General features: G+C 39.9%; 16 protein-coding genes and 2 pseudogenes. 10 read left to right on the top strand and 8 right to left on the bottom strand.

What is annotated here, in order from left to right; genetic code table 11:
* Window positions 1–70: 70 nt before the first annotated feature.
* On the top strand, window positions 71–322 hold the full coding sequence (locus tag P20495_RS19315; protein ID WP_008133487.1) for a Rho-binding antiterminator: 252 nt from the start codon (window positions 71–73) through the stop codon (window positions 320–322).
* A gap of 537 nt (window positions 323–859) precedes the next feature.
* On the top strand, window positions 860–1,402 hold the full coding sequence (locus P20495_RS21245; protein ID WP_008133486.1) for a hypothetical protein: 543 nt from the start codon (window positions 860–862) through the stop codon (window positions 1,400–1,402).
* Between the two features lie 28 nt (window positions 1,403–1,430).
* Here the strand turns inward: P20495_RS21245 and P20495_RS21865 are convergent.
* Window positions 1,431–1,553: pseudogene (locus tag P20495_RS21865) on the bottom strand (IS110 family transposase); the annotation flags it as partial.
* A gap of 747 nt (window positions 1,554–2,300) precedes the next feature.
* Here P20495_RS21865 and P20495_RS19935 point away from each other — a divergent pair.
* The 8 genes and pseudogenes from P20495_RS19935 to P20495_RS19350 all read left to right on the top strand — a co-directional run bounded on the left by P20495_RS19935 (window position 2,301) and on the right by P20495_RS19350 (window position 7,584).
* Window positions 2,301–2,885 (top strand): annotated as a pseudogene (locus tag P20495_RS19935) (GNAT family N-acetyltransferase).
* A 240-nt stretch (window positions 2,886–3,125) separates the two neighbouring features.
* A complete protein-coding gene (locus P20495_RS19325; RefSeq protein ID WP_242401449.1) occupies window positions 3,126–3,518 on the top strand; it encodes a hypothetical protein in 393 nt (130 codons plus the stop codon).
* Window positions 3,519–3,627: 109 nt separating this feature from the next.
* Entirely contained in the window at window positions 3,628–4,140 is a 513-nt protein-coding gene (locus P20495_RS19330) for a hypothetical protein (protein ID WP_008133482.1), read from the top strand.
* Window positions 4,141–4,306: 166 nt separating this feature from the next.
* Window positions 4,307–4,540, top strand: a complete 234-nt coding sequence (locus tag P20495_RS19335) for a ribosomal protein L7/L12 (RefSeq protein WP_008133481.1) — start codon at window positions 4,307–4,309, stop codon at window positions 4,538–4,540.
* Window positions 4,541–4,859: 319 nt separating this feature from the next.
* Window positions 4,860–6,398: a glucan biosynthesis protein gene (locus tag P20495_RS19340; protein WP_008133480.1), complete on the top strand. Its 1,539-nt coding sequence runs from the start codon at window positions 4,860–4,862 to the stop codon at window positions 6,396–6,398.
* Window positions 6,399–6,632: 234 nt separating this feature from the next.
* Complete coding sequence (locus P20495_RS19930) at window positions 6,633–6,995, top strand: 2OG-Fe(II) oxygenase (protein WP_033014843.1); 363 nt, start codon at window positions 6,633–6,635, stop codon at window positions 6,993–6,995.
* Window positions 6,989–7,237: a DUF1272 domain-containing protein gene (locus tag P20495_RS19345; protein ID WP_008133477.1), complete on the top strand. Its 249-nt coding sequence runs from the start codon at window positions 6,989–6,991 to the stop codon at window positions 7,235–7,237. Before P20495_RS19930 ends, P20495_RS19345 begins: the two co-directional genes overlap by 7 nt.
* A gap of 44 nt (window positions 7,238–7,281) precedes the next feature.
* Complete coding sequence (locus P20495_RS19350; protein WP_008133476.1) at window positions 7,282–7,584, top strand: hypothetical protein; 303 nt, start codon at window positions 7,282–7,284, stop codon at window positions 7,582–7,584.
* 138 nt (window positions 7,585–7,722) lie between these two features.
* Here P20495_RS19350 and P20495_RS19355 read toward each other — a convergent pair whose 3' ends face one another.
* From P20495_RS19355 to P20495_RS19385, 7 genes are all read right to left on the bottom strand, one after another.
* Window positions 7,723–9,006 carry an allantoate amidohydrolase gene (locus tag P20495_RS19355; RefSeq protein WP_008133474.1) on the bottom strand — a complete coding sequence of 428 codons (1,284 nt, stop codon included), beginning with the start codon at window positions 9,004–9,006 and terminating at the stop codon, window positions 7,723–7,725.
* 13 nt (window positions 9,007–9,019) lie between these two features.
* Window positions 9,020–10,249 carry an alanine--glyoxylate aminotransferase family protein gene (locus tag P20495_RS19360; protein ID WP_008133471.1) on the bottom strand — a complete coding sequence of 410 codons (1,230 nt, stop codon included), beginning with the start codon at window positions 10,247–10,249 and terminating at the stop codon, window positions 9,020–9,022.
* A gap of 3 nt (window positions 10,250–10,252) precedes the next feature.
* Window positions 10,253–11,077 (bottom strand): sulfite exporter TauE/SafE family protein, encoded by an 825-nt coding sequence (locus tag P20495_RS19365; protein ID WP_008133469.1) that lies wholly within the window; start codon window positions 11,075–11,077, stop codon window positions 10,253–10,255.
* Window positions 11,065–12,666, bottom strand: a complete 1,602-nt coding sequence (locus P20495_RS19370) for a gamma-glutamyltransferase family protein (protein WP_008133468.1) — start codon at window positions 12,664–12,666, stop codon at window positions 11,065–11,067. Before P20495_RS19370 ends, P20495_RS19365 begins: the two co-directional genes overlap by 13 nt.
* On the bottom strand, window positions 12,663–13,868 hold the full coding sequence (locus tag P20495_RS19375; RefSeq protein WP_008133466.1) for an amidase family protein: 1,206 nt from the start codon (window positions 13,866–13,868) through the stop codon (window positions 12,663–12,665). Before P20495_RS19375 ends, P20495_RS19370 begins: the two co-directional genes overlap by 4 nt.
* Window positions 13,869–14,205: 337 nt before the next feature.
* Complete coding sequence (locus P20495_RS19380; RefSeq protein WP_008133464.1) at window positions 14,206–14,688, bottom strand: putative 4-hydroxy-4-methyl-2-oxoglutarate aldolase; 483 nt, start codon at window positions 14,686–14,688, stop codon at window positions 14,206–14,208.
* Window positions 14,689–14,691: 3 nt separating this feature from the next.
* Window positions 14,692–15,345 (bottom strand): TetR/AcrR family transcriptional regulator, encoded by a 654-nt coding sequence (locus P20495_RS19385; RefSeq protein ID WP_004334664.1) that lies wholly within the window; start codon window positions 15,343–15,345, stop codon window positions 14,692–14,694.
* Window positions 15,346–15,622: the final 277 nt, after the last annotated feature.

Raw genomic sequence — 15,622 nt, 5'->3', positions numbered from 1 at the left:
GGGTATATAGCCAACCTTGTTGTTATTGCTTTTTTAATGGTTTTTAAACCGGCTAAATAAAGAGGACGTTATGATTAGTTGCAACCAATACGACTACATCGAAATTGCTTGTATGCACCATTTAAGCATTGAGCTTATATTAAAAAATGGTGATGGTGTATGTGGCGTAGCAACTGACACAAAGCGCAATGCTAATAGAGACGAATGCATAGTTGTTAGCGTAAATAGCGAGTTGCAACTCATTGTGCTAACTACAATCAGCGTACTTAAAGCGCGTGAGAAAAATCCATACTTTGACCACGTGAACTTTGATGTAAAGTAAACACCTCACTCATTCGTTTTTATCATAAATATCTCTAGCGAGTCTGTATCAATCAATATGTTTATGGCTCGCTTATCTAACCAATGCTTTAGCTAATTACGCGCTAAATACATAAAGCCAAAATCTTCCTATTACTTTTTCCTCTGTTTTATAATCGAGTTTTTCCACCAGATAAGGCTAAACGCCAACTATTAAAGCGTATAGCAATGCTAAACCAGTATAAGTAAGCCTCAATAAGCCTTAACTAGCGCTTAGTATCCGTCCGTTTGTTACTTATGGTTGTAAAGGTAACTACATAAATAAAGCTAACTGACAGAACCAACTGTTTATATAAATAGCTATTTTAATATAGTCCGATAACATCATTAAAAATCGTTTTGGTGAAAAATAACAAAGACCTTTTTATAACATGCCTAATCACTTGTTTACATTAAAGTTATTTAGTGGAATTATTAAACAATGTAATATACGCCATTTTGGGTGTTATAACCCCCAGAGTGTTGTCAATAAGCTGTTATGATAATTGCGGAGTAAATTATGGATCTTAGTAATAATGAGCTTAAACAGCTTCTAGACATTCAGAAAAGTACGGATTTAGTCAGAAAAAACAAATGGATAAAGTGCCAAAACACATTAGATCGTATTCATAAACTTATGATAGTTCCATATCAAGGTATCGCATTAATTGATGCACAGTTAGTTGTGGAAGATAAAAATATTGTTAATGGAAAACCATCTGCTTTTATGGGGGATTTAGGCCCTCATTTAGCTCAATCTTATCTATGGGTACTAGGTGCATATGAGATTATAAGAACCTTGTCTCAGTTTTCGGATAGTGGAGATGATGTTGATTTAGTACCATTTAAAGAAGAAATTCGGATACTTAAGCATAAATTTGAACGGTTGCGTGTTCCTCTAGCAAAGTTTGAACCAGCTAGGAAAAATCCGGATGGGTATACATATGCATACCCTGTTATAGATACTGTACTTGGGACGAGCTGGAGCATCTCTGCTTCGGAAAGTATTTCACGAAGAGAGTTATCTGATCAGTTTTTATTGCTTATGGAAAAATTATCATAACAAGTGACGATGGTGTCAATTTCTAATTTCAAACCATTTTAGGAACCCACATGACACCATTCTTCACCATACAATTTATGATCACTATAAGCTTTCTTATACAGGCAATAATAGCCACTTTTTTAGGTTTTCCTGCCGCGACTAGCCGATGAAAAGAAAGAGTAAAAAAGACAACCATACTAAATTTCCAGTAATACCTTCCAAAACGCCAATTAAAACAACAGCTAACAATTTTTTATATTCCACGTGAAATACAGTAATAGATTGAACCAAAATAGGAACTCAGCTATGGTTTGTTTATCAATAAAAACAAATAAAAAAACGAGTTAATCTACAGGCTCGTTATAAGCCATGAATATGAAATCAGCATCATTATTACAATATTTACTTATTTATCCTTTATACAATGTATTAGGGATGGTGTTTGGCACTGCAATTTTGTACTTTTTATTTTCATGGTCACTTGAGTATGCTAAAGCATTTTTTATGGTTTCATCTGTTTTTTTAGTTGGTGTATTTTACGTTCTAAACTTTCGAGCGATTATCTCTATAATGGTTACAAAATCAAAATAGCTACAATGAACAGTTATGATGACATCACCCTTTCTGTTGTGGAAGTTACCAATTAAATCAGATTTTTAAGTGGGTTTTATAAAAATAAATCACGCAAAAAGCTGAGCTGAAATGAAAGAAAGAGTAAAAAGACACTCACACTAAATTATCCAGTAATACCCTCCAAAACATCAATTAAAACAACACCTAGTCCTCTTATTATATTCCACGTGAAGTGAAGTAACCGATTGAACCAAAATAGGAACTCAGCTATGGTTTGTTTATCAATAAAAAATTAAAAAACGAGTTAATCTACAGGCTTGTTATATTTCACGGAGGATTTAGGTTGTCATTTCCAACTTTAGAGACAAATCGCTTAAGGTTAGATCAATTATCAAAAGAAGATTCAAATAGTTTGTTTGAGTTGTTCTCGGACAGTTCAGTTGTAGAATATTATGATTTAGAGGCGTTTACTGAACTGTCATAAGCCAGCCATTTAATTGAGTTTTTTAACGCTCGTTTTAAAGAAAACTCAGGTATTCGTTGGGCTATTCGCCTAAAAGAAACAAATCAACTTATAGGTACTTGCGGCTTTAATACTTGGAGTCCTAAAATGAAAAACGCTGTTATTGGATATGATTTACTGCCTAAATATTGGGGTAAGGGTTTTTCCACTGAAGCAGTTCATCGAATAGTTAAAGCCGCATTTTCAGGTGACTTATCTTGCGGTAAACTTAATCGTATTCAAGGCGATACTGTTCTTGGAAACTCTGCATCTGAGTCACTCCTTTTAAAAGTTGGGTTCAAAGAGGAAGGTATAAGGCGTCAAAGTGGTTACTGGAAAAATCAGTTTCACGATCTTAAATGCTTTGGGTTAATTCATTCCGAGTACTCTGAAATACGCCAAGTTAGGATAATAACAAACAGTTAGCACACTAAATTTCCAGTAATACCTTTCAAAACGTCAATTAAAACAACACCTAGTCCTCTTTTTATATTCCACGTGAAATACAGTAACGATTGAACCAAAATAGGAACTCAGCTATGGTTTGTTTATCAAAAAAATAAAAAACGAGTTAATCTACAGGCTCGTTAAGATTAAAGAAACTAATTAATTGAATCTGGCTGTTAGAGCTATTCTACAGCATCGTTGTATTGCTAAAGGATTATCGTGAAATATTCTAGGATTGTACTCTTTTCAGTAGGCTTGTATTTATTGCTAGTTGCTTTATCAACAATAGCAACAAAGATTGTTGGCTTTGATGAAATGACTCAAAGTACCTCATTAACTTTTACTTATTACGTCCTCGGATTTGTAACCTCTTTAATCGTTTATTGTTACCTAGGCTATAAGCAAACAGTGAGTCCGTATAAACAAGCATTTTTAGTTGCGGCGGTTTATTGGTTTATTGATCTAAGTGTCGGTGCCTTACTATACATTTTATTAGAAATATCAATGGATCCTCTGATATATTTAATTCCAGCTTTTCTGCATGTTGTTGCTGTTTTATTAGGGACATTACTTGGTATTCAATTACGTCGTAAAAGAGTTGAGCGTAAATAAATAAACCGTAAAGCAGAACAAAAAAAGCTGGTTTTTGCTCCTTCATCCTAACCTTAGATAACAACCTTACGGCCTATTTATTCGGCATAAGTAAAAAAGGAATTTAAATTTGCTATTCGATTGGTTTAGCGCTGAAAAGCCTAATATTTATTTGGGGTCGTTAGCTGTAGTTAATAACAGCCACTTTTCTAAAATAGAGTCGTTTTTTTATATAACGGGCGATTCACTACAAGATCATATGCACAAGAAGCTTGAAGATATTTTTTGTCTTCACAGCATTTCGTCTATTAAAGAGCCTAAAAAGTCAGATATTGGTTTAGATGTTGTTATAGTTACTTTGCATGGTGGTGATGCATTCACTATAGATTTTGATACAGCTGTTATTCCGCTATTTTGGCGACCAAAAGTTAAGTTAGTATCGCGCTTGTATAATATTAAACACAATAAGACGATTAAAACGTTCAGCGTTTCTAAATCTGTTACGTGGCGCGAATTCATAGCTAAAAAATTTAGCTTAAGAGGCTTTTTTCGTTGGGGTCCTTTGTACCATAACGAAGACATGGAAATACTGTTGTATAAAGCATGCTACGAGTTCTTAAATAAAATGCGAAAGGCTATTTAATCAGTAGTCAATAAGAATAATTAAAATAAGATAAAAATACATTTTGCTCTTGGTGAATATTATTACAAATAAAATAGGAACTCACCTATGGTTTGATTATGAATAAAAACAAATAAAAAACGAGATAATCCATAGGCTCGTTATTTTTCGAACATCGAGGATATTTATGGAAATTGAATATATTTGGGGTGTTTTAGCGGTTATTGCAGTTTTATTTATATTAATATTTGGTAACTCAATACCTAAGCATGGCAGCATAACAGAAGGTGATGTTATTGTTGCTTTAAAATCAGGTCATAAAGTTAGAGCAATAAAATATTATAGATCTGTTCATGGTGTAAGTTTGAAAGAAGCTAAAGATGCCATTGAAAAATTAACTTCAAAACATGCCCTGAAGTGAGGGCCAAGTAAAATTCAGCCATTAATTGCAAGTTTTAAAAGTGGTGAGCCTCTTCGTTTTCCACCACCTAAATACAACCCTTATCCATTTGAATACCAGCGATCTAATAATAAATTGCGCTATCCCCACTTATTTTCACTTCAACGACATCATCAAACGCACCGCCCTAAAAACAAATTAACTAAGAGTCAAATAACAATACTTTAGTAAACGCTAGTTCATATTACGTCACGTAATATCCATACAGAACTTTAAGTTAAACATACGTTCGTGCAGCGTTCCCATTTTTATTTGACTCAATTTATTGGACATTCTTTTTATGAAATTAAAGTTATTTATCGCAATTATTTTTAGCACTTCGATGTCGTCTTACGCGACAGAAGCAGTAGATAAAACGGAGTTTTCATTCGAAGACTTAAAAGCCCTAGCAAAAGCTTCAGCCGAAAAGCCCTATATGCCAACTAAGGTGCCAGCGCCGGAGTTAATCGATAAAATTACGTATGACGAACATTGGAAAATACGCTTTAAAGAAGATGAAACCTTATACCCAAGTGGAAAAAAGGCACCTGTACAATTATTTTACCCTGGCCGATATTTTCCAGAGCCTGTAAGTATTTACATTAGAGACAATAAAAAGCACGCACAAGATGTACCATTTAGTAATGAACTGTTTGATATGCCGGCTGACAGCCCAGCTCACGATCTCCCAGAAGGGTTTGGATTTGCAGGTTTTAGAATAATGCGCCCAGATATGAAACCAGATTGGATATCTTTTTTAGGCGCGTCTTATTTTCGTACCGACGGGCCAGAGGGGCAATATGGACTGTCGGCTCGAGGTATTGCAATTAATACGGGTATGAATCAACCAGAAGAGTTTCCGCGCTTTTCTGCATTTTGGATTGGTCCCGCAGAGAAAAAAGGTGAAAGTGTGTCTGTTTGGGCATTGCTTGAAGGGCCTTCTATCACTGGTGCTTATCGATTTGGTTTAAGCAAAGATAACAAAGAAGCCAAAGGCCATATTACTTCTGTAACGGCAAATTTGTATATGCGCGCTGATGTTGAGCGTTTAGGCGTAGCACCGTTAACCAGTATGTATTGGTACTCACAAAAAGATAAAACAGAAGCTAAAGATTGGCGCCCTGAAATTCACGACAGCGATGGCCTAGCGATTCACACAGGATCGGGTCAATACGTTTGGCGCCCATTAAATAACCCTCAGTCGGTGTCGACCAATAGTTTTATTGATGAGAACCCAAAAGGGTTTGGTTTAATCCAAAGAGACCGTGACTTTAATAACTACCAGGACGACGGCGTATTTTACAATAAGCGTTCATCAGCGTGGATTAAACCTACTGGCGATTGGGGCAAAGGCGCAGTTCAGTTAATAGAGATTCCAACAAAAGATGAAACGTTTGACAACATTGTTGCCTACTGGGTGCCCGAAAAAGAGGCGCGCAAAGGTGATGAGTTTACCTTTTCTTATGATATTGAATGGCGTTCACTCGATCCAAAATCAAAAAACCTTGCAAGCGTTGTAAATACTCGACAAGGCTTAGGCGGGATTCCCGGCCAGCCAATCCCTGAAGGTGTTAACAAGATGGTGATTGATTTTGAAGGCCCAGTGTTTAAAGGCTTAGATAACAAAAGTGGTATAAAGCCGATTGTTGAAGCCAGCAACGGTGAAATACTAGAGCCTATTGGGGTTTATCCGGTAGTTGGTACAAACCAATGGCGATTAGCGTTTGACTACAAACAAGCTAACAATAATCCGGTGAACATACGCGCGTATTTAGTTGATAAAAATGATGAAGCTATAACTGAGACATGGGTAAGTGATGCAAAGGTAACGATTAAATAAGACCTTAAATAAGCATTAAAGTAAAACGGGTGGCTATATTTTGATTTTCTGTCAATTATAGCCACCATAATGTCTTTTAAAACGCCTATCAAAACACCATTAAAACTCTCTTTTATATCCCACGTAGAATACAGTAAACGATTGAATCAAAATATGAACTCGGCTATGGTTTGTTTATCAATAAAAATAAAAAACGAGTTAACCTGCAGCTTGTTAGCTGTTTCGAGGGATTGTATGTTTTTTTTGAGTAAATTATTTTGTTGGGAGCGAGGCCGACAAAAATCAGGCTACGATAAAATGTTGATTTGTGGTGCTACGTGGCCAATTAAATTTGATACATATTTGCTTAAATTCCCACAAGGAAGTGAAATAGCACCACACACAGACAAAGTTGAATCTGGTAAACACTATCGATTGAATATAGTGCTTAAAAAAGCAGATTTGGGTGGTGAGTTTATTTGTAGTAATCCGATATTTGAAACAAAGCGGGTTAAGCTATTCCGCCCTGATGTAAGTGAGCATCAGGTATCAAAAGTTATAAAAGGTAATAGATATTTACTCAGCATTGGGTGGATAAAAAGGAGCGCTAAATGCTAGATTTAAGACCTAATTGTGAATGTTGTGATAAGAATCTACCTGCAGAGTCCAGTGAGGCTTTTATTTGTTCATTTGAATGCACGTTTTGTTCTGGCTGTGCTCAAACGCTGTTAAATAACGTGTGCCCAAACTGCTCAGGTAATTTGGTTCAGCGACCAATTCGCCCTTTGGCTGCACTAAAAAATTACCCAGCATCGACTAAGCGGGTATTAAAAGAAAGTGTTTGTGCGCCAAACACATAAGAACATAAAGTATAATAATTACATTTTCTGGGTATGGAGATCTGATGAGAAAACCCTTTGAATTTACCGTTAAGTCAATCAAAGTTAAAATAATTAACTCTTGGTTTAGTGGTGCTAAATTATATGTGAATGGTGACTTACGAGATACTGACAAGACTTTGTTCGCTTTTAGGAATAATACTTTACTATCTACAAATTTAGGTGAGTTGGGTGTTCTCGAAATCAAGCCATTATCGGGTTTAATTACCGTTGAAATGGATGCATATTTGGTCAATGGTACAAACATTCAACATGTATATAGCTCACATAAACGCCTTAGCCTAAAAGAGCAAAGGGCAGCTCGATAAAGCTACTTTAAATAACGTGTATTCCTGCGTTTTCCTGCATTTACCTGCCTTCAGTAATAACCTCCAAATGACTTTGAGGAGGTTTAAGCCCCTAAGCATACCAAGTTAATATACTTGGTTTACTCGATTCCCTTAAAATCACTCACACTCTTTCACGTAAAGTAAAAGCGCGCTGTACATTACACTGAGTGCCTTTGTTACATCTTTGTCGATAACAGCCTCTGCTGGGTGATGGCTTATACCGCCAGGGCTGCGTATAAATAACATGCCAACGGGGCAAATTGGAGCGATTGCCATTGCATCGTGCCCTGCGCCTGAGGCAAGTGAAGGCGATGCTTGGTTGTTGAGTTTACATGCGCTGGTAAATAAATGCTGAATTTGAATATCGCACGCTACGGCATCGGCGGCATGCGTCCATTGCCAATCAAGCATTAAATTGCGTTTGCTTGCTATAGATTGTGCGCTGCTTTGTATGGCGCTTAGTAAGTTAGCGAGATCGGTGTCGCTTTGTGCACGTGCGTCTAGGCTTATGGTTGTTTTGCCTGCAATCACGTTTGTAGCCCCAGGGCGAGACTGTATTTGCCCTACGGTGGCAACTTCGCCATTTTTAGCATTGTTTGCTAGTTTTTCAATTTCGGTTACTAATTCAGCGCAGCCTGCTAGTGAATCCTGCCTCAAGTTCATTGGGGTTGTACCCGCATGACCGCTTTGGCCTGTTAGGGTAAGCATGGCGCGTTTTGCCCCTGCAATAGCCGTTACAACGCCTAACGCCTGATTAACCGATTCGAGCACCGGACCTTGCTCTATATGAGTTTCCCAGTAACCTAGTAATTCGCTTTTATTTAGTGCGGCTTTTGCGTAGTTGTTGGGATTTAAGCCAAAGTCGAGCATGGCTTGGCGCATAGTTATGCCGTTTGTGTCTTCAATGTTTAGCCACTGTGGGTCAAATTCGTTAGCGAGTGCTTTTGAGCCAATTAAAGTTGTGGCAAAGCGGGTGCCTTCTTCATCGCAAAAGCCCACTATATCTAAATGAAAGGGCAGGTCGAGCTTTAACTTATGTGCAAGCGCGGCAATTTCTATCCCCAGTAGTACACCTAAAATACCATCAAATGCACCTGCGTTTGGTACGGTGTCGAGGTGCGACCCTATAATTAAACGTTTAGCATGTGGGTTTGATGATTTAAGCCGCCCCCAAAGGTTGCCCACTTCGTCTTGCCACGATTGCATGCCTGCCTCAACCATCCACGATGCAGTAACGGCGTTACACTCTTTGTGCTCTTTTGATAAGTACACACGGTGAATGCCACCTTGCATTTGCGATAGTGCGCTGAGAGTTTTACAGCGAGATAAAGCGCGTGTTGCGTATTCATCAGCAAGTTCTTTATCTAATAAAGGGCTGTGTTGTGGGCATTCAATCGTCATGCTAAATCCTTTTTTATTTATAGTGAGCAAGGGCGGCAATGGCGGCTTCGCCTTTAGGGCCTTTGTAACCGTTGGCATGTAAGCAGGCATCTAGGCTGGCAAGTGTTTGTAATACAGCATCTTTACGGGCGTTGTAACCCATGGTGCCAATACGCCAAATTTTGCCATGCAGTGGTCCAAATGAGGTGCCAATTTCTATTCCAAAATCGGTTAGCATTTGTCCGCGTACGTGATCGGCATTAATGCCCTCGGGTATATACACACCCAGTACGTTGTTCATTTTATGTGTTAAATCACCAAATACATTTAAGCCGAGCGCTTGAATGCCTGTTAGCATGGCATCGCCATGTAATTTGTGGCGCGCTACGCAGTTATCCACGCCTTCTTCAATTACTATGCGGGCGCATTCTGAGGCGCAATACAGCATGCTGGTGGCTTCGGTATGATGGTTGAGGCGCTCCTCTCCCCAGTAATTCATGATCATACCTAAATCAAAATAGTTAGAGCGCACAAAGGGCTCTGTGCCGTCGGTATGATCGGCTGTGCGAATGCCTGCTTCTACCTTTTTGCGTTTTTGGATCCACTCGGCGCATTTATCGCTAAGCGTTAATGGCGCAGACCCAGAAGGTCCGCCTAAACACTTTTGCAGACCAACAGAAAGTGCATCGAGTTTCCATTCATCAGCGGGTAAATCGTTACCTACAATCGATGCGGTGGCATCGCAGTAAAATAGTACATCGTGCTTTTGGCAAATATCGCCAATATGCTCAAGAGGTTGGTTCATGGTGGTGGATGTATCGCCCTGTACCATAGCAAGTACATGGGGTTTTACATCAACAATGGCTTTTTCGATTTGCTCTGGCGTAAACACTTCGCCCCACGGTACTTCTATTGTGTGCACCTTTGCGCCAACGCGTTCTGCTATTTCAGCAAGTAGGTGGCCAAAGCGCCCCATAATTGGTACTAGTACTTTATCGCCTGGGCGTAAAATTGAGCATAATACGGCTTCAATCCCTGCGCGCGATGTGCCATCTATTAGCATGGTCCATTCGTTTTTGGTTTTAAAAATTTCGCGGTAACGTGCCATGGTTTCGTTCATAAAACCGGTCATTACTGGGTCGTATTGACCTATAAGTTGCGCCGACATAGCACGTAAAACACGAGGATCGGCATTAATAGGGCCTGGTCCCATTAATAAACGCTGTGGTGGGTTTAAGGTTTGAACTTGCGTGTTATTAAACATATTTTAGGCTCCCAGAGTCTGAATAAGCATGCGTATGCCGGTTATCATTAATACAACGGCAAAGGCGCGTTTTAGTTGTTTTTGATCCAGCTTGCTACCAATTTTTACGCCAATAGGCGCAAATAAAATAGTCAGCGGAATAATAAGAAAAAAGGCAGGGAGGTTAACCAACCCCCACGTACCTAGGGGAGCATCGGTTGGCGTTGTGCCAATACTTAATAAGGTAATAACGCCAGGTAGTGCAATCAATAAACCAAAAACGGCCGCAGTACCTACTGCAACATGGGCGCGTACATTAAATGCGTTTAGCATAGGTACGCCAATAGTACCGCCACCTATGCCAATCATTACCGACAAACCACCTACAATACTTGCCATAACGCCTTGACCAAATTTTCCTGGCAGTTGTTTTACAAGCGCGGGTGCGCCGGCTCTAAATAGCATGTTTAAACTGACTAAAATAGCAATACAGGTAAACATAAGTACCAGTGCATTACCGCGTATTGAGTGCGCTAAGTAGCTGCCTACAACGGCCATAACTAAAATAAATGGTGCCCAGTATTTTATTAGCGCAAGGTCAATATTCCCTTTGCTATGATGCGAGCGAATAGATGAAAGCGAAGTAGGTACTATGGTTGCAAGTGATGTAGCGGTGGCTATCATCATTGCCGACTCTGGGCTTACGCCAAAACCTTGCAGTAAAAAATACAGCACAGGGACGATAACAATACCGCCGCCTACACCAAAAAGTCCTGCTAAAATTCCGGCAAAAATACCGGTTGCTATTAAGGCCGCTACTATTGGCCATTGGTTTATTATTTCTGACATTGTGTTCCTGCTGTAGTTACTGTTGCACGTCCATCTGAACGAGGATCTGTTGCAGCTTCAAGGCTTGTAGGTGTATCTAAAATCGCCCCAGCGTGCCCCATCATTTCGTTATTATTATCAACGCTTACCCAATCGTGGTCACGTTGATTTAATTCATGTTCTATATGAAAAACTAACTCTTTTTCAATTTTTAAATTTGTACTTGTATCGCCCCATGTACGTCCAAGTAACCAACGAGGGTCGCTAATCGCTTGTTTTATTGATTTATTTCGCCATGCGTAGCCTGCAAAAACAGCGGCTTGGGTTTGTGGCTGCCCTTCTCCGCCCATTGTTCCGTAAGCAAGTCGACGACCATCGTTAAATTTTGCCATTGCAGGGTTAAGCGTATGAGCCGGCTTTTTATTTGGCGCAATGGCGTTGGTATTGTTACTCGCATCAATATCTTCATTGTTTAAACTAAAGCTTAAACCTCGGTTATTCCACACAAAGCCGCCTTCGCTCATTAATATGCCGCTGCCAAATTCCCAGTAAATACTTTGAATAAAGCTGACTAATTGCCCGTTTTTATCTCTTGCAGCCATCCACACTGTATCGCCAGGCTCTGCGTTAAATAGCCATTTTTTGGCTTTGGCCATATCAATATTGTTAGCAAGTTCGCTTAGGCGATTATCGGTTAGTGCGTTTTTATAATCGCCCCCTAACACATCAGGGTCAGCCCAAAGGGTAGGGCGATGGGTAAAGCTTTGCTTAGTTGCCTCAACAATTAAATGTGTCCAGTCGGCATCGGTTTTAGCTAAATGCTTTAACTTATTTACGGCACCAATTATTTGTAGTGAATGCACGCCTTGTGTTGGCGCGGGTAAGTTGTAGCAATTAATACCACTGAGGTTTGCATTTAGCGCAGTAACGACCTCGGCTTTAGTATTTGCAATGTCACCTGCGGTGATTGAGCTGCCTGCTTTTGCTAAGTCGGCGGCAAATGAGTTGGCAAGTGCGCCTTCATAAAATGCGTTTAAACCATACTTTGCTAGGTATTCAAACGTTGCTGCAAGTTTAGGGTTTTTAAAATGTTGACCTGCTTGTAAGGGCTTGCCATTCGGTATGTAGAGGTTTTTAAACGCCTCATTGGTATTGTTAGCAGCGGCTAGCTTTTCGCAGCCTGCTTGCAAGCTTTTTGTAACGGTAAAACCCTCGCGCGCAAGTTCAATAGCAGGTGCTAAAATTTTTGACAGTGGTAGTGCTGCATGCTCATCTAGTTCAAGCGCTTTTTGCCAGCCGCGTATTGTGCCCGCTTGAGTAAGTGCACTTAATCCGCCGCGCTCTGGTATTTGCGTGAGCGTGTTATATGCCGTTGTATTAGTTGCTGCGCGGCCGCAGGCGTCAATAGCTGTGGGCGTTTTTTGATTTGGGTTATCGATAAGCCAAAAGCTGTCGCCACCAATTGAGTTCATATGTGGATATACGACGCTAATCGCAGCGGCAGCCGCTACCATAGCCTCGGTAGCTGTACCGCCTTGTTTTAGTATATTTATACCCGCCTCAGTGGCCGAAAAATGAGACGCGGTAAATGCAATGTTGTGTGTGGTCATGCCGTTGTGCCTTGTTTAAAGTGTGCAGCTAGGTGCTTAACGCAAGCAAGTAGGCTTTTATCGTTACCGTGGCTCATCATTAATGAAAAACCATACGGATGATCATTTGCTAAATCAGCCAGCGGTAAATGCACTTGCGCTGAGCCACTAAGCCCTGCAATTGCAGAAAGCGTAATAATTTGCATGCGTAAGGCGCTTGTGTCGGCGCCTAATTTAGGTGCGGTTGTAGGTGTGGTTGGCAAAAATAAACAGCTGTTTGTATTTAGGTTTTTAGCTATTAGTGTTTGCCATTGGGTTTGTACTTTTAGTGCTTCTTGTTCTTCTTGATCAGTTAGGGCAAGCGCCATATTAAAACGTGCCGCAATTGCTGGAGCAAACTGGGGAAGTTGCCCCGGCAATTGAAGCCAATCTTTATGCGTTTTTGCGATTGCTCGCCCTTGCAGTACTCTAAAACTATCCGCCAGTTCGCTTAATAAGCTGCTGTTAGGTAGTTCAAATTCTTTATGGTGCTTAAAATTAGGCTTGATTTTTTCAAGCAATTGTTTAAGTGGGACTTGTAAAACAGGGTCAACGAGTTCAAATAACGGCTCACAAATAACTAAGGTATCAACGTTATTAATAGCTTGATTTGGTAGCAGTACATTACCTACATCGCTTAATAGCTCGGCGCTTTGGGTAAGCCAACCTATGGTATCAAAAGGGGGAGCCAACGGTATTAGGCCGTCTTTTTCAATCACGTTATGGCTTGGCCTTATGCCATATAAACCACAATAGCTGGCGGGTATTCTAATTGAGCCGCCAGTGTCGGTGCCTAAGCCAATATCAGCTAAGTTTGCAGCAACTGCAGCCGCAGACCCCATACTCGAACCACCGCAAGCATGCCCTTTTAATTTAGGATTTTGCGCAGCGCCATAATGTATATTATTACCCTCTAAGCTATAAGCCAGTTCATCAGTATGGGTAAAGCCTATAAAGTTACAACCAACGGTCATGAGCTTATTAACCGAGCTTGCCGTATTTTGAGCCGGTTTAGCTGTTTTAAACCAGTGTGGGTTGCCTGCGCTGTTACGCTCGCCCTTTACTGCAAATACATCTTTTACAGCTAAGCGATTGTTTGCAAGTAGACCAGATTGGTTTGTTTGCCACAGGGTAGGACCATGGTCACAAAAAATACCGGTCGTATTATTATTTTTGGTACTCATATCACCACTCGTTATAAAAAATCTGACCAAGCAGTTCAGATTTAGAGTGATTAAAAAGACGGATTAATTTTTATTATTTTTCAGCTCACTGCGTAACATCTTGTTTTTATTTTACAGAGCCTGATCCGCTTTTTAATCGGTTAGCTTATTATATTGTTTAAAACCTAAGCAAGAGGAATGCCATTAATTAAAATCCTGTCCAACTGGTCAGGTTTTGTTGGGTTATATGAGATTTGTAAATGTGGGCTATAGAAATAGTGAGATTAAAATGAGCTAAAACAAACCAATTTGGTGCGCAGATGCACCAAGTTGGTCTTTATTTATATGGTTTTGAGTGCTAAATAAGGGGCGTTTTACTGATGATTAAACCGTTAATATCGGCGTAAACCCAATCGTTAGGTTCAATAGTGGTGCTAAGTATGGTAACAGCTTGGTTTTTATCACCAAAGCCGCGCTTTAAGGTACTACGCGGTGTAGAGCCTAGCGCCATTACAGGTAAGTTAATCGTGGCAAGTATTTCAATATCTCGGCAACAGCCATTTATTATTACGCCTTCCCAGCCATTATTTAGGGCACGCTCAGCCATAATATCGCCTATAAACGCAAAGCGTTTGCTCGCAAACCCGTTTATAACTAATACTTTACCTTCACCATTTTCATGCAATATATCGGCGGCAAAAGAGTTGTCTTCTGGGCAGGTAACGGTAACTACTTTGCCATAAAACGTGGTTTTTTTACCAAAGTGATAAAGGCCGCTGTCTGCTACTTGCACGTTATCGCGATGATCGTCAAACAAATCGGGTGTAGTAAAGGATGTCATGGGTTAAGTCTCACTTTGCTCAGGTATTTTAAGACCAATACCTTTTAAAATTATGTGGGCAATTGATTGCGTAATTTGTGCCACATCGGTTTCGTCGTACTCTAATTTGTTCATTACGAGTAAAACCTCAGCCTGAAAGTCGGCGTAATATTGCGTGGTAGACCAAATAGTAAAGAGCAAATGGTAGGGGTCAACCTTATCCATTTTATCTGCGTCCATCCATGCTTGAAGTACATCAACCTTTTGTTTAACCCAAGGGCGGGTATTGGTTCTAAAGTAGTTTTGCAAATAAGGTGCACCGCGCAGTATTTCACTGGCAAATAAGCGAGATTGCATTGGCTGATTTACGGCGAGTATTACTTTGCTTTTAATATAGTTATAAAGCACGGTAGCTGGATCGTCGTTAATTGTGACGTTATCAAGCCCTAAGTTCCAATTAGCTATTATGCGGTCGATCACAGACTCGTACAGACCATCCTTACTTTTAAAGTAATACAAAATATTAGCTTTTGGCACCTGCGCTTCTTTAGCAACCATGCTCATACTTGCTCCGTCGTAACCTAATTGCGAAAACAATTGCTCGGCGGCATCTAAAATTAGTTTTTGGTTTTTCTCGCGTGTCACTTCTTTTTTATTTGGCTTTATTTGTGTGGTCATTATAGAGTTTGCGTGTTTAACGTATTGATTGATTGTAGCTTTACTGACCAAAAGGTCAATTACTAAAAAAGGTAAATATTAAAAACAGGCGAGAGGTTTAAGCTATAAACTTTAGGGTCTGTTGATCTTTGCGGATTAAAATTTGTTCAAACTAGGGGCTATTTAATCGCGGCGCGAGATTTGTAACCTAGTGGGCTAAGTAAAAACCGAGCAACAAAGAGTAAGTAGCCCCTAGGAAGAACCCTTTGGGCAGCGCCTGTTTGGCATTAATGCTACG

The sequence above is a fragment of the Pseudoalteromonas sp. BSi20495 genome (assembly GCF_000241185.1).
Classification (GTDB): domain Bacteria; phylum Pseudomonadota; class Gammaproteobacteria; order Enterobacterales; family Alteromonadaceae; genus Pseudoalteromonas; species Pseudoalteromonas fuliginea.
This window is presented reverse-complemented; position numbering and strand designations above follow the sequence as displayed.

Excerpts from the sequence above, each read along its gene's own strand:
- P20495_RS19355 (WP_008133474.1), bottom strand. The coding sequence starts at position 9,006 with ATGACGATTGAATGCCCACAACACAGCCCTTTATTAGATAAAGAACTT.
- P20495_RS19350 (WP_008133476.1), top strand. The coding sequence starts at position 7,282 with ATGAGAAAACCCTTTGAATTTACCGTTAAGTCAATCAAAGTTAAAATA.
- P20495_RS19930 (WP_033014843.1), top strand. The coding sequence starts at position 6,633 with ATGTTTTTTTTGAGTAAATTATTTTGTTGGGAGCGAGGCCGACAAAAA.
- P20495_RS19345 (WP_008133477.1), top strand. The coding sequence starts at position 6,989 with ATGCTAGATTTAAGACCTAATTGTGAATGTTGTGATAAGAATCTACCT.
- P20495_RS21245 (WP_008133486.1), top strand. The coding sequence starts at position 860 with ATGGATCTTAGTAATAATGAGCTTAAACAGCTTCTAGACATTCAGAAA.
- P20495_RS19385 (WP_004334664.1), bottom strand. The coding sequence starts at position 15,345 with ATGACCACACAAATAAAGCCAAATAAAAAAGAAGTGACACGCGAGAAA.
- P20495_RS19370 (WP_008133468.1), bottom strand. The coding sequence starts at position 12,666 with ATGACCACACACAACATTGCATTTACCGCGTCTCATTTTTCGGCCACT.
- P20495_RS19315 (WP_008133487.1), top strand. The coding sequence starts at position 71 with ATGATTAGTTGCAACCAATACGACTACATCGAAATTGCTTGTATGCAC.
- P20495_RS19375 (WP_008133466.1), bottom strand. The coding sequence starts at position 13,868 with ATGAGTACCAAAAATAATAATACGACCGGTATTTTTTGTGACCATGGT.
- P20495_RS19335 (WP_008133481.1), top strand. The coding sequence starts at position 4,307 with ATGGAAATTGAATATATTTGGGGTGTTTTAGCGGTTATTGCAGTTTTA.
- P20495_RS19360 (WP_008133471.1), bottom strand. The coding sequence starts at position 10,249 with ATGTTTAATAACACGCAAGTTCAAACCTTAAACCCACCACAGCGTTTA.
- P20495_RS19365 (WP_008133469.1), bottom strand. The coding sequence starts at position 11,077 with ATGTCAGAAATAATAAACCAATGGCCAATAGTAGCGGCCTTAATAGCA.
- P20495_RS19340 (WP_008133480.1), top strand. The coding sequence starts at position 4,860 with ATGAAATTAAAGTTATTTATCGCAATTATTTTTAGCACTTCGATGTCG.
- P20495_RS19380 (WP_008133464.1), bottom strand. The coding sequence starts at position 14,688 with ATGACATCCTTTACTACACCCGATTTGTTTGACGATCATCGCGATAAC.